General features: G+C 45.8%; 20 protein-coding genes and 1 pseudogene. 14 read left to right on the plus strand and 7 right to left on the minus strand.

What is annotated here, in order from left to right; all coding sequences use genetic code 11:
- Window positions 1–49: 49 nt before the first annotated feature.
- From U5R06_07675 to U5R06_07705, 7 genes and pseudogenes are all read right to left on the minus strand, one after another.
- Entirely contained in the window at window positions 50–1,057 is a 1,008-nt protein-coding gene (locus U5R06_07675; protein MDZ7722685.1) for a lysylphosphatidylglycerol synthase transmembrane domain-containing protein, read from the minus strand.
- A gap of 35 nt (window positions 1,058–1,092) precedes the next feature.
- Window positions 1,093–3,738, minus strand: coding sequence for a DUF2723 domain-containing protein (locus tag U5R06_07680; GenBank protein MDZ7722686.1), 2,646 nt, complete (start codon window positions 3,736–3,738; stop codon window positions 1,093–1,095).
- Between the two features lie 9 nt (window positions 3,739–3,747).
- Window positions 3,748–4,869: a glycosyltransferase family 4 protein gene (locus U5R06_07685; protein MDZ7722687.1), complete on the minus strand. Its 1,122-nt coding sequence runs from the start codon at window positions 4,867–4,869 to the stop codon at window positions 3,748–3,750.
- The gene (locus U5R06_07690) at window positions 4,866–5,648 is read right to left on the minus strand and encodes a class I SAM-dependent methyltransferase (protein MDZ7722688.1); all 783 of its coding nucleotides are present in this window, start codon (window positions 5,646–5,648) and stop codon (window positions 4,866–4,868) included. The genes U5R06_07685 and U5R06_07690 overlap by 4 nt, the downstream gene beginning before the upstream one ends.
- Before the next feature lie 150 nt (window positions 5,649–5,798).
- On the minus strand, window positions 5,799–7,895 hold the full coding sequence (gene recG / locus U5R06_07695) for an ATP-dependent DNA helicase RecG (protein MDZ7722689.1): 2,097 nt from the start codon (window positions 7,893–7,895) through the stop codon (window positions 5,799–5,801).
- A gap of 12 nt (window positions 7,896–7,907) precedes the next feature.
- Window positions 7,908–9,248, minus strand: a complete 1,341-nt coding sequence (locus U5R06_07700; GenBank protein MDZ7722690.1) for a DUF4139 domain-containing protein — start codon at window positions 9,246–9,248, stop codon at window positions 7,908–7,910.
- A gap of 93 nt (window positions 9,249–9,341) precedes the next feature.
- Window positions 9,342–12,057, minus strand: a pseudogene (locus U5R06_07705) (valine--tRNA ligase).
- Window positions 12,058–12,369: 312 nt separating this feature from the next.
- On the opposite strand from U5R06_07705, the gene U5R06_07710 reads away from it, so the two are divergent.
- From U5R06_07710 to U5R06_07775, 14 genes are all read left to right on the plus strand, one after another.
- Complete coding sequence (locus tag U5R06_07710) at window positions 12,370–13,713, plus strand: GEVED domain-containing protein (GenBank protein MDZ7722691.1); 1,344 nt, start codon at window positions 12,370–12,372, stop codon at window positions 13,711–13,713.
- A gap of 25 nt (window positions 13,714–13,738) precedes the next feature.
- Window positions 13,739–14,857, plus strand: a complete 1,119-nt coding sequence (locus U5R06_07715) for a GEVED domain-containing protein (GenBank protein ID MDZ7722692.1) — start codon at window positions 13,739–13,741, stop codon at window positions 14,855–14,857.
- Between the two features lie 279 nt (window positions 14,858–15,136).
- A complete protein-coding gene (locus U5R06_07720) occupies window positions 15,137–16,027 on the plus strand; it encodes a DMT family transporter (protein ID MDZ7722693.1) in 891 nt (296 codons plus the stop codon).
- A 100-nt stretch (window positions 16,028–16,127) separates the two neighbouring features.
- Complete coding sequence (locus tag U5R06_07725) at window positions 16,128–16,454, plus strand: DUF3467 domain-containing protein (protein ID MDZ7722694.1); 327 nt, start codon at window positions 16,128–16,130, stop codon at window positions 16,452–16,454.
- Between the two features lie 44 nt (window positions 16,455–16,498).
- A complete protein-coding gene (locus U5R06_07730) occupies window positions 16,499–17,029 on the plus strand; it encodes a hypothetical protein (protein MDZ7722695.1) in 531 nt (176 codons plus the stop codon).
- Between the two features lie 245 nt (window positions 17,030–17,274).
- A complete protein-coding gene (locus U5R06_07735; protein MDZ7722696.1) occupies window positions 17,275–17,622 on the plus strand; it encodes an SGNH/GDSL hydrolase family protein in 348 nt (115 codons plus the stop codon).
- 43 nt (window positions 17,623–17,665) lie between these two features.
- Window positions 17,666–18,472, plus strand: a complete 807-nt coding sequence (locus tag U5R06_07740; GenBank protein MDZ7722697.1) for a hypothetical protein — start codon at window positions 17,666–17,668, stop codon at window positions 18,470–18,472.
- 25 nt (window positions 18,473–18,497) lie between these two features.
- Window positions 18,498–19,640: a hypothetical protein gene (locus U5R06_07745; GenBank protein MDZ7722698.1), complete on the plus strand. Its 1,143-nt coding sequence runs from the start codon at window positions 18,498–18,500 to the stop codon at window positions 19,638–19,640.
- The gene (locus U5R06_07750) at window positions 19,637–21,061 is read left to right on the plus strand and encodes a hypothetical protein (GenBank protein ID MDZ7722699.1); all 1,425 of its coding nucleotides are present in this window, start codon (window positions 19,637–19,639) and stop codon (window positions 21,059–21,061) included. Before U5R06_07745 ends, U5R06_07750 begins: the two co-directional genes overlap by 4 nt.
- Window positions 21,062–21,093: 32 nt before the next feature.
- Window positions 21,094–21,240, plus strand: a complete 147-nt coding sequence (locus U5R06_07755) for a hypothetical protein (GenBank protein ID MDZ7722700.1) — start codon at window positions 21,094–21,096, stop codon at window positions 21,238–21,240.
- Window positions 21,224–22,216, plus strand: coding sequence for a hypothetical protein (locus U5R06_07760; GenBank protein MDZ7722701.1), 993 nt, complete (start codon window positions 21,224–21,226; stop codon window positions 22,214–22,216). The genes U5R06_07755 and U5R06_07760 overlap by 17 nt, the downstream gene beginning before the upstream one ends.
- Window positions 22,113–23,309, plus strand: coding sequence for a hypothetical protein (locus U5R06_07765; GenBank protein ID MDZ7722702.1), 1,197 nt, complete (start codon window positions 22,113–22,115; stop codon window positions 23,307–23,309). Before U5R06_07760 ends, U5R06_07765 begins: the two co-directional genes overlap by 104 nt.
- The gene (locus U5R06_07770) at window positions 23,306–24,385 is read left to right on the plus strand and encodes a hypothetical protein (GenBank protein MDZ7722703.1); all 1,080 of its coding nucleotides are present in this window, start codon (window positions 23,306–23,308) and stop codon (window positions 24,383–24,385) included. The genes U5R06_07765 and U5R06_07770 overlap by 4 nt, the downstream gene beginning before the upstream one ends.
- A gap of 92 nt (window positions 24,386–24,477) precedes the next feature.
- Window positions 24,478–25,323 (plus strand): T9SS type A sorting domain-containing protein, encoded by an 846-nt coding sequence (locus tag U5R06_07775; GenBank protein ID MDZ7722704.1) that lies wholly within the window; start codon window positions 24,478–24,480, stop codon window positions 25,321–25,323.
- The last annotated feature ends 57 nt before the right edge of the window (window positions 25,324–25,380 follow it).

The raw sequence follows: 25,380 nt of genomic DNA on the forward strand, positions 1-25,380 counted from the left end.
TGTCATTTAATGTTCTATCCTATAAAACGGATAAAACCCTGCATTTCTTTCAGGATTTTGCGGAAAACCCTTTGCACGTTTCCTTTCGAAATGCAAACAGGATGCCGCCGGGTACTGTGGCAATAATTGCAACAAGATAAGCAAGAAATTCGAATGATACCACCTGTGAAGCGGCGACACCAATACTGGCAAACATAGATACACCGCTCTGTTCCCGAACCCCGATCCCCCCCATAGAAATGGGGAGACTGGCAGCCATCGCGATAATGGGAACAAACATAAAAAAGAACATAACATTGGTTTCTACCCCCACAGCGCGGGCAGCCCAAAAATGGACAATTACACGCAGCGCCTGCACACAGAGGGAAACCACCAAAACCTTGGTCATCAGACCTTTTTTATGACGAAAATAATTAATCGCTTTGTAAACATCGCGTGTTTTATTAAACACGACAGACGGTATAAAGTGTTTCACATGTTTTATTAAAAAACGGGCAGCCTTTTCATTGAATAAAAGATACAGGCCTAACAGCCAGGCTGCCATAATAATGGCAATAAAATAAACAGTATTCACAACCGTTAAAAGCTGAATACCGATGAGCGCAACAATCAAAGCCATCGAAGTAAGAGACAAAAAGCCGATAAATCTGTCAAATATTACAGTAGAAAGAGCGGCTGTTGAATTGCCGGATGTTTTTGTAATATCATAGATGCGAAAGGCATCACCGCCGACATAACCGAGTAAAAAATTATTAAAAAAAAGGCCGACATGATAGTATGACAGGACCTGTCTAAACCGAACCGCAATATCCTGTGAACGCAGCAGGAGAAACCACTGAAATGAACCCATTATATTGCTCACTGCAAAACACACAATACCAATCAGGACATACCACCAATTTGCATGTCTTAACCTGAACAAGATTGAATCCAGGCCAATGCGGTTAAGGATAATAGCAACAAGTGCGGCACTGATCGTAAACTTTAGAATGGTTATGAGCAAATTTCGTTTCGGTCGTGCTTTGGATTCCAAGATATTCCAATTCCTTTCAGACATGCCCTCCCCTCTGAATCAGAGGGGAGGATTTTCTGTTATTCCAGAGAGTCAATCAAACTGGTATCATTTTTAATTTTTTCTTCAAGCTGCTGCATCTTGCGCTGTGCATTCTGATCATCCGGATTTGTTCCCTGCCACTTGTTCATAGCCTCAAGAGCTTGTTCATACTTGCCCTGCTGTTCAAGCATGTTTATGTAGGTTCCGGCGATATAGCTATCCGAAGGATTCATTTCGTAAGCATATTCAACAAGGTCCAGGCTTTTTTCATTTGCATCAGCATACTGATACATATTGGCGACCTGTACCATCAATCTGGGATCCGGCGGCGGGATCACTTTAAAGGGAATACGTTCCTGCATTTTATCAAGTGCCCGGACCACAGCTTTATCATCTCCCTGGCGCCTGTATTCCCACACCAGACGCAGATAGGCGGCACGATAATTCTGCAGCAAGCCGATGATACTCTTGTTAAAATATACATCCGGATTATCAAGATTACGATATTTGAATTTATCCAGGTTCTTTTCCAGCTTTTCACCATACACATGTTCAACCTGGTAGGGTACCAGTTTAAAACAAAGTCCGTCCATTCGCAGATAGTTATCAAGATTGATTTTGTTCTGATCCGACACGGTTACCGCGAAATAGATCGGTTTCTCCCACCTGTTGGCCAGAATAATGTTCAGAATCATATAATCCTGCACTCGCAGCGCCTGGCCCATGATTGTGGGTTCGACTGTAACACGCATTTTTGAATCCTGATACTCGGAACTTTGCAGAAAAAGAGTTGAATCCTGCATATCATTTAGAGCATCCTCTTTGCCCTGTTCCGTGACCGGGATGGCGATGGTGCTTTTTTCCCATCTCTGGATATTGATATCATCAATGCGATGGTCTGGAATCGAAATGGGAACTTTGGGCTCCTCATGTTTAAGTTGTTTGATATACCAGTCTGTGTTCAACAGACTCAGATTAACCACCCGCACATCCGGTCGAATATTCTCTACATATTGCAAATACCAAAGTGGAAAGGTATCATTATCGCCATTTGTGAACACAATACCATCTTTTTCACAGGTTTCAAGGATATTATAAGAATAATCATAAGCGACAAAATTACCGCTACGGTCATGGTCCTGAAAATTGTGCGCAAACAGTATACCTGGCGCCATAACCAAGGCGAGCAAAATAGCCACACCTGCATAAACCATTCTCAGTTTTATTTTTTCAACCCGTTCCTGTAACCATTCAAGAACCGCTGTCACCCCCATTCCGATCCATATACTGAATGCAAAGAATGACCCGACATAGACATAATCCCGTTCTCTGGGCTGTGGATCAGGCTGGTTCAGATAAATAATAATCGCGAGACCGGTCAGGAAAAACAACGCCAGAATAAACAGCGCGTGTCTCCAATGCCTGGAGAAATGGTGAACCATTCCGAGAACGCCCAGGAGAAACGGAAGGGCAAACAAACCATTGAACGATAAATTTTCGGCAATAAACCCATCCTGGCCGATCGTTGTTCCTTTTCCGATAAACTGCCAGCCAAAATAACGGAAATACATTTTTTTAATCTGATAATTCCAAAAGAAATCCATCTGTTCGTCCCAGCGAAACGTTTTATAATCCTGGTTCGGATATTGCCGTTCGAACTGCCATTCAGGCGGCAGGTCCGGAAAACGTCTCGGGAATGTGCCCCAACTGCCGTACTGCTCTCGATTCAGATATTTGACCATTTTTTCCATCGTCTCCGGATTATTCTCATCCACGGCCGGATCTGCATTGGAACGGATGTAAATCATAGTATATGTTGAATAACCGGTTAAGACGAGCAACAAAGCCATAAACGCCAATGTAAAAATGCGTTTTTTCTGTGAAATACCATACAAGACCCCTCCCAACACGGCAAGAATTACAATCAGGAGAAACCACATGCCGACAGATCCAGCGATTCTCGGAACAAACTGAACGACACCCGGGTAAATCACAGCAAAGACCCCGCCGGTGATCAAAACAAAGTACAATAGATTTTTCCAGGTAATGATCTCGCCGCGTTGGTCCAGAATTTTGAAATAAATAATCATAAAAATAGCCGGCAGTGCCAGAATCATCAGCAAGTGAACACCGATAGCCAGTCCGACAAAATAGGCGATCAGCAGCAGATAACGTTCATTTCCGGGCTCATCGGCTTTTTCCAGCCACACCAAAATGCACCAGACAATCATAGCCGTAAACATCATCGAAATGGCATATACCTCTGCTTCCACGGCACTGAACCAGAATGTATCGCTAAAGGCAAAGGCGAGTGATCCAACCAGACCGCTGGCGAGCAGAATCAGGGTATCGTAAAAAGATTTTGATGCACCGCGCCATTGTTTGATCAGTCGCACAATAATCAGGAATGCAAGCATAACCGTCAAAGCTGAAGACAGTGCTGAAACAATATTGACGCGTAATGCAATATTGCCGGCGATAGGTAAAAGAGTAAAAATCCGTCCGATCAACAGGTAAAACGGCGCACCCGGGGGATGCGGAACTCCAAGAATATAGGAGCATGTGATAAACTCACCGCAATCCCAGAATGAAGTTGTCGGGGCGATTGTGATCAGGTAAACAATCAACGAGCTGACAAAGGTCAAGCCGCCAAAAAGCCTGATAATGTTTTTTTCATTCTGCATTTTTTCTCCTCAGTGCTGTTTTTTTGTAATTTTCTCAATAATGTCGAGTGCATGATCTGCCGAGGCATCCCATTGAAAAGATTCCGCCCAGCGTCTCGACTGCACCGCTAATTTATTTCTCAATTCTGCATCATCCAATAGCATATTTAGATAATCCTTCATTTTGCTCAAATCGCCGTACGGATAAAGATAGCCGGTTTTTTCATGCACCACCGAATCCCGCAATCCCGGTGAATCAGATGCAATAACCGGGACGCCGCAGGCGTTGGCCTCGATGACCGTGAGTCCCCATCCTTCTTTGGGAGAAGGATTTACCGCCACCCATAGTCGGTTAAGCCACTGCACTTTTTCTTTATGTGTGACATGACCGGTAAAATGTACACGATCCCGAAGTTCAAGCCTGTCCACTAACTTTATCAGCGACGCCTTGTAATCTCCGTCTCCGATGATCACACACCAGGCATCCGGTCTATGTGAAAATATTTCCGGCAAAGCCTTTATCAAATGATCGATTTTTTTATACTTTTTCAACCGCCCCAGATACCCGATCAGAGGTTTGTCCTCTTTTTGGTGCAGCCAGGAATATTTTTGTACATCCACGGCATTCGGCAGAGCATAGATATCAGTCGAAATACCCTTGTCCCGCAGTTCTTTGCGTGTACTGTCTGACACCACTGCAAACGGCGTGTTTCGATAAAAAAACGGGACCAGGCGTTCACTCTGACAAACATATTGCGCCTGCAGATAAGACGCCTGCATGAAAATGCTTTTTCCGAAAAAATGATGCACAATAGCAATCAGCGGTTTTTTGACAAAGAGCGGTGTAAAAAACGGTATCTTGTTGATATCATCAAAGACAATATCAAAATTATACGTGCGGTTCAGTTTTTGATAAACAAACGGCACCAAAAAATTAAACGTATTGCGGGAACCGCAGCGAATCACGCGCATGCCGTCAATCCATTCCGATGTGGCAGCGCCTCCATATCGACAACACAGAAAAGTGACATGGTGTCCTTTGGCCGCTACACGCCGAAAAATTTCGTGAGCATGAACTTCGGCGCCTCCACCCAGCGGATGTGTGATATCCTGCCAATTGATGATCAATATGTTATACTGCTTTGTATTCACTGTTCCCTTTCATCTTTTATACCGATCACACCGATATCCATGAACGTATAAAAGGACAGTGAAAAGGTCTTGAACCATTTGGCAAATGCTTCAGCGGCGGCCGAGATCAACGGGATTTTCGGATAAGGGGCTATATTGATTCTTAGCTTTAACAATGCTTTGCGGAGAGCGCGATAAAACAGCCCCGGACGCATCCAGCTGCCGTAACGGTGATAAATATGAAAACCCTGTTGACGGAACATAGCTGCGAGTTGACCAATCGTAAACTCGGTTTCCCATCCGGCGAACCATTTATTCATCCATATTAAAAGATGCTTGATCAGTGTATACAAATGAAATGTTTGTGGTACGTCCGCGAGCGTATAGCCGCCACGGGCGGTAATTCTGTAATTTTCCTTTATAATCTCTTCCGGATTGCTAAAATGTTCCAGCAAGCCCTGATGATAGACCACATCCATACAGTCATCTTTAAACGGAAGATGAAACGCATCTCCTTTTACCAGAAAGACCGGCTTTTCCATTTTGTGCGCCAAATGTTTCATCACCTTGAGGGAGTTGTCCGCATAGTCGAGCAGAATAACGGTTGCACCCAGATCAACGAGCTTGAACCCGTCTCGACCGGAGCCGGCGCCGATTTCAATAACCCGTTTTCCGTCAAGTTCTGTAAGAGACTGAACCTGTCCAATGATTCGTGCAGAATTGGAATAAACCTCATCAATCGTCTCCGGATCCCAAAAGTCCTCCCACACTTTTTGATTATGCTGTTCCTGTTTCGGCATTCAAGTTCCTGTTTGAGTTTTCCATCGCCTCGACTTTTAAATAACCGCAAATATTAAAATAAAAGAGTCTGGCAAGAAAAACAAGTTAAATGTCATAAATGTCTATCAAATAATGGTAGTATTCATTTCATCATAAAACTCTGACAGATTTCAGCTGACCAAAGCAAAGTCAGAGCGTTCCTTAAACCGACGCATCAGGTAATCGCCGCCGGGATTCTCAATCCACTCATCTGCTTTTGGTTCGTTTTGCATAAATTCAAACGCCTCTTTTCTGGCACGAACCAGAATATCCTGATCGTTCAGTATATCGGCGATCAACAAATTCGGCAATCCATGCTGGCGCACACCAAAATAATCGCCCGGTCCGCGCAGTTTCAGATCGCGTTCGGCAATCACAAAACCATCCGTTGTTTCGGCCATTGCATTTAACCGTGTCAGCGCCTCATCGCTCAGAGGATCATAAGCGATCAGAATACAAAACGACTGCTTTACCCCGCGTCCAACGCGTCCCCGCAGCTGGTGCAACTGGGTCAAGCCAAAGCGTTCCGCATGTTCAATCACCATAATGGTCGCATTCGGCACATCAACACCAACCTCAATGACCGTAGTACTGACCAATAGGTCTATATCTTCGGCTTTGAAACGATTCATGGTATGCTCTTTTTCATCACTGCTCATGCGACCATGCAAAAGTCCGATTCTAAAATTCTGAAAAAACCTGGTTTTCATGATTTCATAACTATCAACCGCCGCTTTGAGATCCAGTTTTTCTGATTCTTCGACCAAAGGAAAAACAACATAGACCTGAGCGCCGGCTGCGAGCTGATCGCGCACAAACCTGTATATTTGCGGACGCTTGTTTTCCAGCCGCCAGGTGGTACGAACGGGTTTTCTGCCGCCGGGCAGCTTGTCGAGGACAGAAACATCGAGGTCGCCGTAAACCGTCATGGACAGGGTGCGAGGAATGGGCGTTGCGGTCATAACCAGAACATCAGGCGAAAAGCCTTTTTGCCGCAGCCGGGCCCGCTGCATAACACCGAATCTGTGCTGTTCATCGATTACGACGAATCCCAGATTGCGAAATTCAACCTGATCCTGAATCACAGCATGCGTACCGACCACAATTTGTGCAAAACCGCTTTCTATATTTTCCAAAATCTGTCTTCGCGTTGCTGCAGGCTGCCCGCCGACAATAAGCACCACATGGACATCGATACGTTCCAGCAGCGAATGTATCGTTAAAAAGTGTTGTTCGGCCAGTATTTCCGTGGGCGCCATCAGCGCGGCCTGATAGCCGTTTTCTACTGCAATTAGCATGGATAGCAGGGCGACAATGGTTTTTCCGGAACCCACATCACCCTGCAAAAGGCGGTTCATGGAATACTCATTTTCCATATCTGCCGTAATTTCCGCGACAACGCGTTCCTGAGCATCTGTGAGTTTAAACGGCAGCATATCGAGCAGTTCACGGGTTTTATCCTGTTTCGCTTTAAACGCGATTCCAATTTCACTGCGCGTCATGCTTTTTTTACGGGCGGCCAGCATGAGTTCAAGATAAAAAAGTTCACTAAAAACAAGACGGTCTCGGGAACGGGATAAAGTATCGAAATTATCGGGAAAATGAATCTGCCCCAGGGCAGCAGCGAGCGGCATCAGATCCTGACGTTCGATCATGGCGGCGGGCAGAGGATCCTTTATATTTTCAAGAAAGGAGCCCGTGATCACAGCATTGATCAGCCGGCGCAGCCCCCGGCTGTCCAGATTGACCTTGGTAAGAGATTCCGTTGATGGGTATACCGGAATGATTTTACCGGTATTGATATTGCCCTCACGATCACCCCCCAGCCGGTCAAAATCGGGATGGGTCATCTGATAGCCGTTAAAGCGTTTGACTTTGCCGCTCACGGCAAGCCATTCACCAATCGTAAATATTTTTTGCCAGTAGGATAAACGTGAAAACCACACACAGGTTAACAGCGACGTATCATCTTTGAGCACAAGGACGAACCGGTTTTTACGGCCTTTGACAAAATCCTTTTGGATGATACGGCCGGCAACAGTCACTTCCTCTCCCTCACGCAATCTGGCAATCGGTGTTACCGTAGACCGGTCCAGATAGCGTCTTGGGAAATAATACAGCAAATCCTCGATCGTCCGTATTCCATTTTCCTGCAGAACAACAGCCCGTTTGGGACCAATGCTGCGCAATGATTCAATGGGCTGATGTAAGCTGTAGGGAAATGCCATAAAATATCCGTATTATTGCCGATATAGAACCGTGTACGTAAATGTTTTTTCTTGATCTGCCGCTACATCGACAGCAAACTCACAGAGAGTGGCGGTCCTGCGTGATATTTTGGGTGTGCTGCCAACAAACTCCCAATCACCCCAAAAATGCTCGACAACCGTAACGGTTATATCGTTTTGTTTGTGGTTGCGTAAAGATATTTCAACAGTCTCCTGACGAGTGTTACTGGTTACCCGCTCCCGTGATTTTACTGTGCGTTCGCCAACCACATCAAAGGCATTTCCCAGGGTCAGACGCACCCGCTCATCCTTGGGGGTATGATCGATTCGATCTTCTCCGATAAACTCCTGTGCTCCGTCTTTTGATTCTTTGTAAACCCGCACCTTGCCTTTGGGCAGCGGCATGCCGAGCCCGTTTTCTTCGCTGTTCATAAACTCAAGATCAACTCTGACTTTTTGTTTTTGGCCGTCATAGATAAAGCGTTTTTCCGCCGGTGCGGTTTGGGGAGAAAAAAGAGAAATTTGTTTGACTTGTCGGTCTTTGAGCGTAGCCGGACGCTGCAGACGGTAGAGATGATATTCAAACAATTCTTCCTGCTGAAACTGCTGCGGGGCTTCTGCGGCAACCATAGCTCTGTCCAGCCGCTGTACTCTTTTCTCTTCAGATGCTTTATTCAGATCTCCTGCAACCAGCTTTATTACAGCATCTTTATAGGTGGCGCCGCTGGTATTATGTATAGAAACCCAGGCGGAAAGCTCGAGCCGATCATCATCCTCATTAACCACTCCCACATACTGCGCATCCCAGCTCATATCCCCGGTAAGGTAACTGATCTCGGTTTTATGAGTTCCCGCTTTGTCGGCATCCAGCAGCCAAACCAGCGTCGGACGGGTTTTCAGACCAGCGGGCAGTTCGGGAAATTCAACATGCTCAATGACGTCTTTGGCAATTGCTCTGACTTTGCCGTTTTGAGTCATGAGAACAATATAACCATTATTGGAACTTGCAAGCTTGCCCTGAAGAAAATTTTCCTGACGCGTTACCAATTGCACCGTCTGGTCCAGATAGGTTTCCAACAACCGGTCCATACCCACGAGATCATATTCAAAATTTTGTTCCAAAATATGCACCTGACCGGGGGCGGTCAGAGACTTGAAATGCACTGATGTGGGATCAATAGAGGCTGCCACATCAGTGAACTCGAACACTTGTCGTCCCATTTCAAATTTGTTTTCCCGAACATCACGTACCAACGACATGTTTCCGTTATAGATTGTTACGGCGATATCCGAAGCCGATAACGAAACAACGCAAACCATCAGGCTGATCAAAATAATCTGAAAGAATCTCATAGCACACCACCCGTTTATTAAAGTTTACTCAAATCAATAAAACGCGAATTTGCAATTCAAGTTCCTGGTTTTATTTGATAAACCCGTCTTTTATCAGGACAGCATCTGCAGATTCTTTTCCAGTTTATCAAGATTCATTTCCCAATCGGCTTTTTTCTGGCGTTCTTTTTCAACCACATCTTTGGGAGCCCGGGAAATAAATTTTTCATTATTCAATTTTTTATTCAAACCTTCCAGCTGTTTTTCAAGACGTGTCATTTCTTTTCCAAGGCGTTCTTTTTCCATCTTGACATCAATCAAATCAGTTAGGGGCATATACATTTCCATACCCTGCACCACTGCAGTTGCCGAGAGCTCGGGCCGCTCTGATCCAAAGGATAGGCTCTCCAGACGTGAAAGACGTTTGACAGCAATTTCATTATCCTCAATAATCCGCTGTTTTGCAGGATCAGTGATATTCATGACAAGTTCAGCCTGTTTGCCCGGTGGTATATTCATTTCTCCGCGAATATTGCGGACCGCACCGATTGTCTGCTGCAGCAATGAAAAGGTTTCTTCAGCAGACGGGTTGATCCAATCATTATCGACTACCGGGTAGCTCTCGTGCATAATGGAGCGTTTCTCATCGACTGCATGTTCATTGCCGGGAAATGCCTGCCAGATTTCTTCTGTGATAAACGGCATCATGGGATGCAATAGCTTAATACTGCTCTCCATGACAAAAAACGCAACAGACCGGCCGATTTGCTGTTTGCGCACATCCGAATCATCATAAAAGCGCAATTTTACCCATTCCACATACCAGTCACAAAACTCGCTCCAGACAAAGCTGTACAAGTCATGTGCGGCATCGTTCAGCCTGAACTCTTTCATAGACCGATCCACATCTTTGATGGTCTTGTTCAGCCGGCTCAGAATCCAGCGATCCGATAAATCAAATTCATCCTGAGAGATAGATTCCAGAGTTAGCAATTCCTGCGACGCATCCAGATTCATCAACACAAAACGGACGGCGTTCCAAAGTTTGTTGCAGAACCGCTGACCCAGTTCCACTAAAGTATGATCAAAGTGCACATCTCCACCCAGAGGCGTTGAATACAGCATGGTCATACGCACTGCATCAGCGCCATAGGCCGGGACTCCGTCTTTAAAAGTCGGATTTTCCGGAATAAAATGCTGCATCTGTTCCGGTTCCGCACCGTCGATCAGCCACAGGGGATCCGGAGAGTTTCCGAGTGACTTTGACATTTTTTTGCCCTGCAAATCGCGTATCATTCCGTTGAAATAAACATCAGTGAACGGAATATCATCCATAAATTCCAGAGAAGCCATGATCATACGGGCAACCCAGAAAAAAATAATATCCGGACCGGTAGCCAGTGTATCTGTTGGGAAAAAAGTGTATAGATCCCGAGTATCTTCCGGCCAGCCCAGGGTGCTGAACGGCCACAGCCAAGATGAAAACCAGGTATCGAGAACATCTTCATCCTGACGCAGTTCTGTACTGCCGCATTCAGCGCATTTGTCCGGGGTTTCCCTGGAAACCGTATGATGGCCTTTTTCGCAGTACCAGACCGGAATGCGGTGTCCCCACCATATCTGACGGCTGATACACCAGTCGCGGATATTTTCCATCCAGTGAAAATAGGTTTCTTCCCAGTGTTTAGGATAAAAACGAATGTTACCCTCGCGCACAACCTTGATAGCCGGTTCAGCCAGAGGTTTCATTTTTACAAACCACTGGTCGGACAGATAGGGTTCGACAATATCATTAGATCGATAACAGCGCGGTACGGAAATCACTTTTTTCTGTTCACTTTTCACCAATCCCAGTTCTGCAAGATCTTTTAATATTTGTTTTCGGGCTTTGAACCGGTCCATTCCTTCATACGCTCCGGCATTCTCGTTCATGCTGCCGTCCGGTGCAATTACCGATACTTGTTTGAGGTTGTGCCGCTGGCCCACCTGAAAATCATTAAAATCATGTGCCGGAGTGATCTTAACCGCGCCGCTGCCCAGTTCAGGATCGGCGTGTTCATCGGCAATGATGGGGATATCTCTATTTATCAATGGCAGCTTGACGGTTTTCCCGATAAAGTCAGTATAACGTTCATCTTCCGGATGTACGGCAACCGCAGTATCACCCAGCATGGTTTCCGGCCGGGTGGTTGCCACGACAATCTCACCGGAACCATCGGATAATGGATAAGTGAGTTCCCAGAATCCCCCGGTTTCCTCCTTGTTATCCACCTCTTCATCAGCCAATGCAGTATGGCAATAAGGGCACCAGTTGATGAGTCGGCGTCCCCGGTATATCAATCCCTTTTCGTACAAACTGACAAAGACTTCACGTACAGCATTGGAAAGATCTTCATCCACTGGTAAAACATTCGCGATCCCAGTCACAGGAAGCGCCGAGTTTTCGAAGCTGCTGCAAAATGATGCCGCCATATTTTTCTTTCCATTCCCACACCCGCTCGAGGAATTTTTCACGGCCCAGATCATATCGGGTTTTGTCTTGCTGCTGTAAGGCAGCTTCCACTTTGTTTTGCGTGGCAATACCGGCATGGTCCGTACCGGGCATCCACAAGGTCTCATACCCCTGCATCTTTTTCCAGCGAATCAACAGGTCCTGGACGGTATTGTTCAAAACGTGTCCCATGGTCAGCATACCTGTCACATTCGGAGGCGGTATGACGATGGTAAATGTTGGTTTTTCCGTATCCGAATCAGCGTGAAAAAACTTGTTTTTTTCCCAGTATTGATACCACTTGTTTTCAACGTTCTTCGGTTCGTAAACTTTATCCATACATTCCCTCTTTCCACTAGTTGGTTTTTAACTGGTAATTTACTAAAAAAGCGGTGAAGAATCAATAGATTCCATCAAGAAATAAAGAAAGCTCAAGCTGAAAAATTTGCAATTATTTTTAATTTTTTGAAATTTTTAGCAAGGTGTCTTTGTTACATTTCTATCATACCGAAGACCAGATCCAGATCCGATACATCCCCCATATTCCATTCAACTGAAACAGGAGGTATTATCTTGTATTTACATGAAACCAATGTAAATCTTGTATTTACGTAACATTTTTGCATCCATCCAATGAAAGGGGTTAACATCATGAGGTGTAGAGCGTATTCAGGGTTATGGGTAGTATTCTATGTTCTAACTGCTTTTTTTCTGTTCAGCACCACACTTTCGGCCGCTCCGACGGTAAACGGTTTGTTTTACGGAGATAACGATCAAAGTCAATACCAATTTTTGGCTGAAAATGGCACAGGCCGCGGTACAATGTATTACTACCTTGAGCAGGATGTTTTGTATATTGCTGTAATTGTAAGTCCCTCCGTAAATGACAATGTGATAGACGATGGGCAAACCGCATATGCAAACAGCGTGGGCTGGACTCCTCCCCACCAGGCTGAAAAGCTGATTCAATCCGATCATTTGAACTTTACGTTCACAGCAGACGGCGTTTCCTACACCTGGAAACAGGGCTATCTTTATGATGCAGATGGTGATAAAAGCCCCTCTGAAGCGGACTGGCTGTCTGACTATCATGACGGCAGTCTGGGAGGCGGAACCCTACCACCCGGACTCGTATCTGCCAGCTCGATGCAGTGGAATATGAATAACAGTCCATGGGTGAGCACATTCACCGGGACCAGCAATGATTGGAAATCCCCCTATGATCCGGCGAGTCCGAACAGCTTGACGGCTCCATATGAACTGGGTTATCCGCACTGGGACAGTGTGAACGAGTGGGAATGGGCGATGGTGTATGAAATGAGCATTCCCATAAGCAATTATTCCGGCGCCATAACACTGCAGGTAAACAGCGCGCACAATTCTCCTTCCAAAGACGATGAGGAAGACATTCCCATTCCTCCGGTGACACTCACAGATTATGGTGATCTGCCCAGCCCTTTTCATACGCTGAGCACTGATAATGGAGCCAGTCACTTGATTTTAACAGAAAACAATCCCACTCTGGGCAGTAGTGTGGACGCTGAAAATGACGGTCAACCTGACGGCAAAGCCAGGGGTGATGACAATAATTACCATGATGATGAAGACGGCATTCAATTCAAATCAGCTGTTTCACCCGATTATGAGGCAATACTTTACGTTACTGTGAAGAATACAGGATACCTGAGCGCCTGGATGGATTTTAACGGCAATGGAAATTTTGATACAGGTGAGCAATTTCTCTCGGATGTAACCCTGTCAACCGGCACACACAGTTTAACCTTTACCCCACCGGCGGATGCAGTGACTGGAGTCACGTATGCCCGCTTTCGATACAGCACAGAAACCGGATTAACGGCAAATGGTTCAGCTGCAGACGGCGAAGTAGAAGATTACCGGATTGAAATCCTGTCATTGCAATATGTGGATTACGGCGATGCTTTTAGTGATAACATTATGAATGTATGGTGGCCGGAAGCCGGGAGAGGCGGTTGACGCAACCCGAGCCTATTTGGGAGACATGGTAGACACAGAGGGCGTATACACCGGTAGTTTGGCTGCCGATGCAGACGACAATAATGATGATACGAATGATGAAGACGGCATCACCTTTTACCATGATTATAACAATGACGGAATCTGGGTGGAAAAAACAGATAATATTTTTGTCAGTAATTATACCTATCAGATCAAAGTCACGGTCAATCTGGGCAGCGGCTATTCAGCTTTATTAGCCGGATGGTTTGATTTCTCCGCAGACGGTATTTTTGGAAACTTTGACAATGAGATTATTATCAATAACGATCTGTTCCAGAATGGTCTGGGCAAAACGCAACCCGGCGACTTGAGTTTGGCAAAAACTGCCGCCACATTGACCCGCTACTATACATTTACCGTTCCCGATATTGTTGGCGGAGATTACACCTTTATCCGATTCAGGCTGGACACCTATACTGAAGGTGGTGGACTTTTATCTTCCGGATTTGGCGCGGGATACGGCGAGGTCGAAGATTATTACGCCACTCTGGATGATACACCGCCGGTCTCTAGCCAATTAACCTCATTCGAGGCGGAACAATCGGAAAAAGGCATCCGCTTATTCTGGAACTATGAAAACCTGCAGAACCTTGTAGGGTTCAATGTGCTGCGAAGCGTTGAAGAAGCAGGTCAATATAACCAAATCAACAAGTCGCTCTTGTTGTGCCTGGAGCCAAACCCGCAGTCTTTTACTTTTACGGATTATGATATCCTGAAAAATAAAAACTATTTTTACAAACTTGAGGCGCTCGATCTGAACGGTAAAAGCACCCTCTACGGTCCGGTTTGCGCTGCATGGAACACGGGAATTGAAGAGATACCGGAAAATTATAAATTCGTGGATAATTATCCGAATCCCTTTAATTCAAATACCTGGTTTGAATATGTACTGGCCTCTGCAGGGCATGTCAAATTACGTATCTATAATATAAAAGGCGAACTCGTCAGGACTCTGGTTGACTCGCATCAATCAAAAGGATCGTACAAGCTGAAATGGAATGCAGAAAATGATAGAGGCCGATTCGTACCGACAGGCATTTACATCTATCAATTCCAATGCGGCGACTATGATAAAACAGGCCGTATGTTGTATATGAAATAATATTATTCAACAAGCCTCCCGGCTGGCGCCTTGAATTTGCGTACCGGGGATGAAATCCATAGGGGAAAACGATGCCGCACCGGGTGTGTGAAACCGGAGGAATAGTTCGTTATAGCCTGTTCCTCCGGTTTTCACGGACAAACAAAAGATAATGGGTAAAAAATCGCTCTGACTGTTTATCAAAAGTATATAATCAGTTTTCATTTTGAAATGGGGATATGATTTTGTACATTTATCGCTTAATGTTCTGAACCCATAACCCTTGAATAAAAGAGTGCCATGCCTTTTATTGGAGAAATATCAGCTCTTACAGCTGCCTTTTTCTGGGGAAGTACTGCCTATCTGTTTGATTTTGCAGGTAAAAAAATAGGTGCCTTTCCCATTAATGTTCTTCGGGTCTTTTTCGCCTGTCTGTTGCTGGGTTTGCTTTTGTATATTCAGCGGGGATACTTTTATCCCGTGCATGTCACTCGGCACGCTTCCTTTTGGCTGGGCATCAGTGGGATCATTGGGTTGGCAATCGGTGACGGGGCCTTGTTTTTCGCCATCCTGAGCATTGGGCCCAGACTCGCAACGCTGGTTCTCGCTCTCGCGCCGCCATTGACAACAATCATCGCGTGGGTGTTTCTTGGAGAAAAACTGGGGATCTATGCATTGCTTGGAATCACATTAACCATCACATCCATTGTTTGGGTTGTATCCGAACGCGGACCGGAGCTGCAATTTCCCAAACACAAGACGGCCGGAATTATTTATGGGATCATCGCCGCCATAGGCCAGGGATTGGGTGTTATTTTTGCCAAGATCGGACTGGAAAACAATATTGATACGATCTCGGCCACGTTGCTCAGAATGGCGCCTGCCAGTATAGCATTATGGATTATGGCTTTGTTCACGAGGCAGGCAAAACCGGCTTTTCTGGCATTTAATAACAGTCGGGTTATGGGCGCCATTATCATTGGGACCGTTTTCGGGCCGTTTCTTGGGGTATGGCTGTCTATTGTTGCAGTAAAGTTTACCGCGGCAGGTATTGCCTCCACCCTGCTGAGCACAGTTCCGGTCCTTGTGATACCCGTGGAGATCATCTTGTTTCGGAGAATTCCGTCGACGCGCGCGATAATCGGCACGGTGCTGGCCATAGCGGGTATCGCATTGATCTTTATGCGCTGAAGATCATGCATTTAAACACTTTACGTTTTTCGTAATATTTTTATTGTAGTTTCAATTATATATTTTTATACTATGGATTCAAATCAACAGGAGGTTCAGCATGGATCAAAATCAAAAGAAACAAATTGATATACAGTTGGGTGAAAAAGAAGCAGAAGGAATTTACTCGAATTTGGCCTTAATTACCCATTCTCCGGCTGAATTTATTATTGACTTTACCCGAATTCTTCCGGGTTCTCCCAAGACTAAAGTTTTTGCGCGAGTGATCATGACACCACAACATGCAAAATCGTTTCTGGAAGCAATGAAAAACAATATCGAAAAATATGAAAACCAGTTCGGCGAAATATCCAACATACCTGACTCGGCCAGGAATCATCCAATAGGATTTCAGCCTCCGGAAAATCACAAAGAATCGAAAGAATAATATCCGTTAACATGAGAAAACTCACATTAGTATTCATGGTACTCATGGCCAGCCAGCTGATACAGGCCAAAGAGCATTTCTATTCCCATATTGGTGTTGGCTATGTTGTCTGGAAACCCATGAGTCTTGATGATTATCAATCGGAGCCATTACGCAATATTGAAAATGCATCGACTTTGCCGCTTTTATCAGCAACTCTAAAGATATTGAACAATCATGCATTGCGTGTGGGTTACTTTAACTGGAATCAGGCCGGAACAGACAAGCATCCATCCTCAAAGGTCAATTTGCATTATCTGGCATTGGATGCTATGAGTCTGGTGATTGCGGAAAGTCCGGCAAGCCCGTATGTAAGCTATGGTCTTTCGACTGTTTTACACAGAAAAGACTCTGGAAATTTAATAGCGGCCGGCCCCGGTTACCAAATGGGAGCGGGTTTATATCTAAACCTGCATCGCCGCATCGCTTTTACAGCTGAATATCGTTTTCTCTATCTGATGCTGCACGATCAGATCGGACAAACCAATAATTACAGCGGGCCTATATTGTCAACATCCCTACATGTTTGTTTCTAGAATCTGTTTATGTTGAATCAGATGTATTCAATTGGAACACTTTGCCAGACTTTATAAACAGCCTGTGCTTTAAAAAACCTTCGGAATTCATTGCGATATTTTTTATATTATTGATATTACTTGATTTATAATTTTTTGACAATCTAAGTTTTGTACCATCTTTTAATCACATTCGGTATAATTGTTGCATTTTCAATCCCGAATAAAAAGGTTTACAAAACTTTTTTCAGTTATTGGAGGATTCTTTGCAGAGTTATAAAAGAATATTCATTCTGGTCATTATCCTGATTTTACCTGCTTTTGCATATTCCAAGACGTGGAAAATAATGCCGGTGGGTAATTCGATCACTGCCGGTGAAGGCAGCAGCTCGGGCAACGGATATCGAGACATATTATACAACAACCTGAGTAATTCCGGATACGATATCGAGTTTGTCGGCCCCAACGGTGCGCCCTATAACGGTTTTTATCAGAGTGGCGCCAAAATCGATCAATTCTTGCCCGGAGGTTCGCTCAATATTACCGGACAGCTCAACACCTATTTCCCGGACATTGTCCTGGTTATGCTGGGAACCAATAACACGGGAAAATGATGCTCCGGGGCCCTATACCAATCCAGCTACAATGGCCGGGAAAATGCAGACTTTGCTGCAGAACATAGCTCAGCATCAGAGTGTCCGTTATATTCTTGTATGTAAAATCATCCCCAAAATTGTTGAAGGGGAAGCGGAACCCAAGATTCGTGAGTACAATGCTGAACTTGAAAAAATGTTTTTTGACAATCCGCCCAGTGACAATATTACAGTTGTTGACATGTACTCTGCAGTTACTCTCAGTCAATTAACTGACGGTGTGCACCCAAACAATACCGGATATCAAAACATGGCCCTGCGTTATGAACAGGCCATTTCGGATTTAATTGACGAAACGAATCCTGACGATAATCCGCCGTCCCGGATCGCATGGAAGCAAGGCTATTCGATTAATTCACAAAGCATTCGACTGGAATGGTTTGCACCCAGCGATGACGGCGCCGCCCGCTCTGCGAACATTTACGAATTGCGTTATGCAACATTCAATCTGAATGCTTCCAATTTCAAGCAGGGAAAACTGGTCTCTGTCGGGAAACCCGGGGCGCCGGGTTCTGTTCAAAAAACAGATGTTACAAATCTGCTGCCGGATCAGTCTTATTTCTTTGCAATTCGCGCATGGGATGCGTCAGGCAATGTCGGGCCGTTATCCGAGAGCATATTTGTAGAGACCAGTGTTGCAGGAATTGAGTATTGTACCGATTTTGGAGACCCTGATTTACCGGACTGGTCCGCCTCGCCTCAGTATGAGGTTGTGGATTCCAATCTGGTGAACTCTCAATCCGGCGCCCGGCTGGACAGACCTGGCGGTTTACACCTCCACTGCCTACAGTCCGAATGCCTCATCGGTTGATGCCTCTTTCACCTGGTCAAATTTAGTGGACAATGACGGTATCAACTCAAGCGGTATTGCAATGCTCCTGAACAATCCCGTTTACAGCGAAGCGGACGGATATCTGGTCCGGGTTCGAAACCGCAGAATTTATCTTGAGATCATTCAGAACGGACAGGCGCAAGCCGGGGTATTAGACTCTGACGATTTTTATAAAGACGCTCCTTCTCCCACTCAGGGGGATGAACTAAAGGTTCAATTTTCTTATGATATTTCGTTGGGCAATGTGTTCAATGTGTATCTGGAAAACACCTGGATTGGTCAGGTCAATGATGTGAACAATTTGCAGGGAAATGCACAGCGTCTTTTCTCCGGCGTTATGCTTTACGGTGGTCAAAACAATGACATTTCCAGCTTTTGTGTGGCTGTGCCACCTCTCAACGCTTATACTATGAATATTCATACGGGAAACAATGAAACCGGCCAGGTCGATGAAAAGCTTGCCATTCCCCTGGCTGTTCAGATCACTGATGTCAACGGACAAGGAATTGCCAATGTACCTGTCCAGTTTAATGTAATTTCAGGCAGTGCATTTTTAAGCACAGACTCGATTGGTGATATTTTTGACGGCAACATTTGGTATGAGGCGGAATCCGGCATTCTCGAACAGCCGATGAGTAGTTCCAGTTCATCAACGGCTTCCAATGGAAAGTATATTCTCGTGCCCAATATCAGCAATGCCAATAACCGGGGTAAAGCGTATTATCGCATTTTCATCCCCAAAACCGATGCCTATGCGCTTTGGCTGCGCGTTGCTGCTCAAAGCCCCATTGCAAACTCGGGATATATCGCCGTCGGAGACACGTCGGAAGCCGCAAGATGGAATTTCAAAGTAACAGAGGACTGGAAATGGTACCGTTGGGATCAAAGCTGGGTTCTTGAAAACGGCTTTCTTGATTTCGCCATTAAAAACCGTGAAGCCAACACCTGGTACGACAAAGTACTCTTTACATCCAATTCCGGCTATACCCCGACCGGCGCCGGCGGCAGCAATCAGGAATTTTCCAATATCACCAATATATCCGGTTTTGCATCGACTCAGGTCACTTTTGGCAACCAGGCAGAGACTGTAGAAATTGAAGCTTATGCACCGCTTGTCCGAATAACAACCGACAGGTGTTTACATTGACGGTAAATGCAGGCGATCCCAACCAGATGGCCCGGACCTCAGCATCGACCATAACCGGAAAAGCAGGTGAACTGCTTTCCGAGCCGTTTTCAGTGTCATTAGAGGATAAATACGGCAATCAATGTTCAGGTGTTAAAGTAAGATTTACGGTCCAGGAAGGGGACGGGACATTTAATAACCGTCAGCAGATTGATGTTTATTCTGATCAGGACGGCAATGCCGAAGTGCTGTTTAAACTCGGATATCGGGAAGAAAGTATTGTACAGGCCTTTCTTCCGGACTTTCCGAATATACCATCTCTTGAATTCCGCGCTGTTGCGGGTGAAGGAATTCCTGTGGCCATAGAGGAACTTGGCGGGAACAATCAAACCGCGCGGGTAACCGAGGCGCTGCCTGAATCCTTGTCCATCAAGATCACTGATGAGAATGGCAATCCGGTTGAGAATTTTCCGGTGCCGTTTGAACTCATTTCCGGCAACGGCACCATTGACGGCGAATACCCTGTGCGCGTAGATACAACCAACGCAAATGGTATCGCCACGGTCAGAACAACACTTGGCGATACAGCAGGCACCAACATTCATAAAGTACAGGTTGCCCCAAGCGTACCGCTGGATAACGCCCCCATCATTTTTAACGCGACAGCGCTGCCGGATGCCCCTTATCAGATTGTCAAAGAATCCGGTGAAGCGCAGACAATTGGCGCCGGGCACACCTTTCACGAACCTCTAATTGCCCGAATTGTCGATCAATACAACAATGGCATTCCGGAGCACAACCTTGAATTTTATGTGGTCAACGGAGACGGTAACTTTGAACAAAAAGTAGGCACTTCAACGGTCGATGCAGACACTGTTTTGACCACGGATGAAACCGGTCGTGTGGAATTGCTGTACACAGCCGGGACCATTGTCGGCAATCACCAGATCCGGGTTGACGGTGATCCGAAGATTGAGCAGGGATATCGAATTTTTAATCTCAACGTCACTCAGCCGATCCCGCATCGAATCGTAAAAATGTCCGGCGACGCCCCGCTACAGGCGGAAACTGTCGGATCATTGCTGGCCAAACCCTTTAATGTAAAAATATTAAATGCTTTTGGCAATCCGATTGGAGCCGGCACAGACGTGGTATTCAAATCCGATCGGGGTAACGGAAAGTTTTACGGTTCAGATTCTGTGATACGGCAAACGGATGCAAATGGCATTGCTTCCGCCCAGTTTACACTGGGCACAGAGTCAGGCATTCAGACTGCGATTATTTATGTTAAAGGATACAGCAATGTACAAGCCGTGGAATTTAGAGCACAGGCGAATCCTGCCGCTCCATACAGAATAATAGCAGACAGTCCCACCGGCTTTGAGGCCAGGGCCGGACAGGGTCCCATTCAATTGCGGGTTTCAAATTTTGGATCAATTTGAAAATCCAAGACCGGGACAAAAGGTGACCTTTAGTGTGGGTACAGGGCAACGGACATTTTTCCAACAATTCAACCGTTCGCACCATCGTATCTGACAGCGTTTCAGGCAGCGCGGTTGTGGACTATTATATGGGTGAAAGCACGGAAACACGCAATATCATTCATGCCGCAGGTCGTTAAGGAAAACAACCAACCGTTGAACGGCAGCCCTGTCGAATTCCGCGGTACAGTAAAACCGGAAGCACCGGCATCCCTGATCAAACTGCACGGAGATGATCCGATTCAGTCAGCGCCTGTGATGACCATCGCGCCGGATTCATTTGCAGTGGCTATATTGGATAAATATAATAATCCTGTGCCCAATACAGAAGTGTTGTTCACAGTCACCGGTTCCAATGGTTCTCTGGAAGGAATGCCTCAAATCACCAAAGTCACCAATTCAGCAGGAGCCGCATGGACCTGGTTAAATCTCGGAACCCATGCTGCTTTATATTCGGATAGCGTACAGGTGAGTGTCCCCAATATTCCCGATATATCACCCGTGGAATTTGTGGCCACAGCAGAATCCGGCCAGCCGAATCGCATTTACGCGGTTGGGGACAGCAGTTGGCAGCAGCCCATAGGCCAAACTCAGAAGATATTCCAGCCCGAGGTCAAAATCGTTGACACCTACAACAATCCTGTCATCAACTATGATGTAAACTTTGCAATTCTTCAGGGCAGCAGCAGTGTGGACAACAAACAGTCTATTGTCAAGCAAACCAATGATGATGGTATAGCGCAAGTGACATGGCGACTGGGTAACACGCCTTCGGAACATATTCTGGAAGCGAGCGCTGCGCTCAATTCTGTACCCCTCAACAATTCTCCCGTACGCTTTAATGCTGTTACGGTCACCGGCGCTCCCAAATATATTTCGCTTATCAATACGCCGGGAGATACATTGACAGCCGGTCAGAGTATTCCAATTACGCTACGCGTGACGGATACTGCACAAAACCCCATTGCCAATCATCCGGTACACCTCAGTGTAACCCATTACAACAGTGACGATGAACACGCGGTATTTGTGGTTGACGGCAAGCTGTATCACCGAAATCACGATCCGTACCGATGCCAACGGTTATGCAAACGCCGGATTTATGCCGATTCTTGAAGACAACCAAATTAAAATCCGCTCTTATGATGCAAACAACGCGCCGTTAGACCCCTCGCCCATCAATCTGTTTGTCTGGGGTATTCCAACACAGGCAAAGCGAATGGAATTGGTATCGGACAGGCAGCATACTGTGGTGGCGGGTCAGCCGCTTACGGTGCGGGCCGCGGCTTATGATGCGTTGACAGGCGGAAACCGTATTGACGGACATCGTATCCAGTTTTCAATTCTGGAAGGCGACGGATATCTGCAATCTTCAAATTACAGTTTCAGTACAAAAAAAACGACGCAGGGTGAAGCGAGAGAAACCTGGTTTGTCGGTCACAAAACGGATGAACTGAATATCCTCGAATTAAACGGAGGATCAATACCCGGGTCACCCGATTCAGTTTTCGTTAATGTGCTACCCACCTCACCGTCAGCAGATTCCTGTTCGATCACTTTTTCCGGACAGTTAAAATCTGATGAGAGTACCTCCGCACAGATCCATGTGACTCTGGTAGATTCATTCGGCAACCCCATTCCGGGTAAAGACATCGAACTGATTGCTGTTAGCGAGGGCGCAAGTTTTAATCAACCCGAAGAATCTACGAATGATAAGGGAAAAACAATGGGCAAAGTGAAAGCCTCGATTGTTGGCTCCTTAAAAATCACTGCATTTGTTCCGGATTATCCATCGCTGAAACTGGACACCATTGCCATTCCGGTCAAACCCGGTCAAGCGTCTCAATTGGCTCTGGTTAATGAAAGCAATCAGTTTGTCGGCAACAAGGGCGCCGTTCTGAAAGACTCTCTTGCCGTGATGGCTAAAGACAAAAATGATAATCCCGTGCCGCATACCAACATCAAGTTTGAACTCAAAACCGGCAACGGGTACTTTGTCGAAAACCGGCAAAAACTTTATTATGAAATGGCCGATTCCAGCGGTATTGCAGCGGTGCATCTTGTCATGGGACCGGAAGAGGATGAAAACTATTTGATCTATGCCACTATTGATCATCCTGATTACGCTGATATCCAGGTTCCGTTTTTGGGGAAATCCAGATCAGCGATCCCCCCTATTCACTGCGTAAAATTTCCGGTGACAGCTTGACCGGTGCGGTCGGACAAAACTTGTCCTCGCAGCTCGTGGTCCAGGTTATTGACAGCGACAGCATTCCGGTACGAAACACACCGGTATCATTTACACCCCTGGGAGACAGCGATGTGCGTCTGCTTGATGATACTCCCATTTTAACCGACTATAACGGCTATGCCGGCATCCAAATCGGATTTGACAAGCTCAGCGGTTCGCATCAAATTGAAGCCAGATTGTCAGGAAATTCCGACACGATTATTTTTATCGCATTTGCGCGCGCCGGCGCTGCTTCGCAGCTGCTGGCCGCCAGTCATGCCAAACAAACGGCAACGGTCGGTAAAACTTTTAATGATGTGGTGATCGTTCAGTCACAGGACCCGAACGGCAACCCTGTCGGCGGAGTGAAAGTTGAATTCAGTCTAATTGAAGAACCCGGCCCGGAAAATCTCGCCGCGGTGCTGCAACCCAGCACTTTGACTACCAATGAGCAGGGTTTAGCCGCTGCGACGATACTAATGGGGCATAAAACAGGTGAGTATATTTTCGAAGCGACATCACCTGATCTACCTGATGAGAATGTTCAGTTTAATGTCACCGGAAAAAGTGATCAAGCCTTTTATCTAAGAAAATATGCCGGTGATGAACAGAGTATGACTCGCGGCAGAGAGCTGGTCTATCCGTTGGTCGTACAAATCACCGATCAATATGGCAATCCGGTTCACGGAGAAACCGTATATTTTGCCCCGGAAACGGAATCCGGCTATACAGAAAATCAAACAACAACAAGCGACAGCAGCGGCCTGGCATCCACACGCTGGACAATCGGTTATCTTGATGTAAATTCATTATTGGCGACCAAAGTCGGCCTAGAGCCCAATTTTGTACGTTATTATGCCACCGGTGTTGACAATGCCTTTCCCGAGTTTACTGATATGCCCTCGCAAGTGACGGTTAATTATGGTGAACCCGTAATCATTCCACTACATGCAGAGGACGGCGATCAGGACCCGCTCACATTTTCCGTTCTCAATCAACCCTCTAATTCCGAATTTGATGCAGATTCCAATACATTCAGTCGGACACCCGGGTAGATCAGAAAGGAACCTGGACCGTCAAATTCCAGGTAGAAGACAACAAGTCCGGTTATTTAAAGGGATTTGATATCGATTCGGTCACGATTAACGTGATATCCCAAATAAAGATTTATTCGTTTTATCCGACTGATTTGGCGGAAATCCGAAAGCCGGAAATCATTGAATTCTCGATTCGTGTTACAGATCAGGGCGCATCGCAATTGAACTATCAGTGGTCGGTCGATGGCGTTCCTGAGCCGGTCAATACGAACAGATTTTCGTTTTATAGTACAAAATATGCACGCGGCGACCATATCATCAAAGTCATCGTTACGGATGGAATATCATCAGACAGTCTGACATGGAACACGGTAGTGACCAAAGTGGAATTATCAGCATTTGAAGCTCAGAGTCTGCCGTTTGAAGGTATTCAGTTGGTCTGGGAAACCGCAAATGAGGTGAATAACGCCGGATTTAATGTGCTGAGGAGCAACAGTGAGGCAGGCCCGTTTGAAAAAGTGAATCCGCGGTTGATTCCCGCATCGCCCAAAGGGCACTATACTTTTACAGACTCGACCGCAGCCGGCGGACATACATTCTATTATAAACTCGAGGATCAGAGCATCAGCGGCTATAGCAATCAAAGTGAAGCCATTAGGGTTAAAGCCGAATTCCCGGAAGAATATAAACTGCTGCAAAACTTTCCCAACCCCTTTAATCCGGAGACGAATATCAGATTCCAGCTTCCGGAGAAATCCGACACTCGTATTTCTATTTACAACATCCGGGGTCAATTGGTCAGAACTCTGGTCAACAGCAAGTTGGCGCCCGGATATTATGAACTTTCATGGAATGGTAAAAACAACCAGAATATGCAGGTTGCTTCAGGCGTTTATTACTATCGCTTTCAGTCCAATGATTATCAAGCAATCAAGAAAATGGTTTTACTCAAGTAAAGGCAAATAAAAAGGCCATCTACCTGGATGGCCTTTTTGAGTCATAAAAATGAATAT

The sequence above is a fragment of the candidate division KSB1 bacterium genome, assembly GCA_034521575.1.
In the GTDB taxonomy this organism is placed as follows: Bacteria; Zhuqueibacterota; Zhuqueibacteria; order Residuimicrobiales; family Krinioviventaceae; genus JAXHMJ01.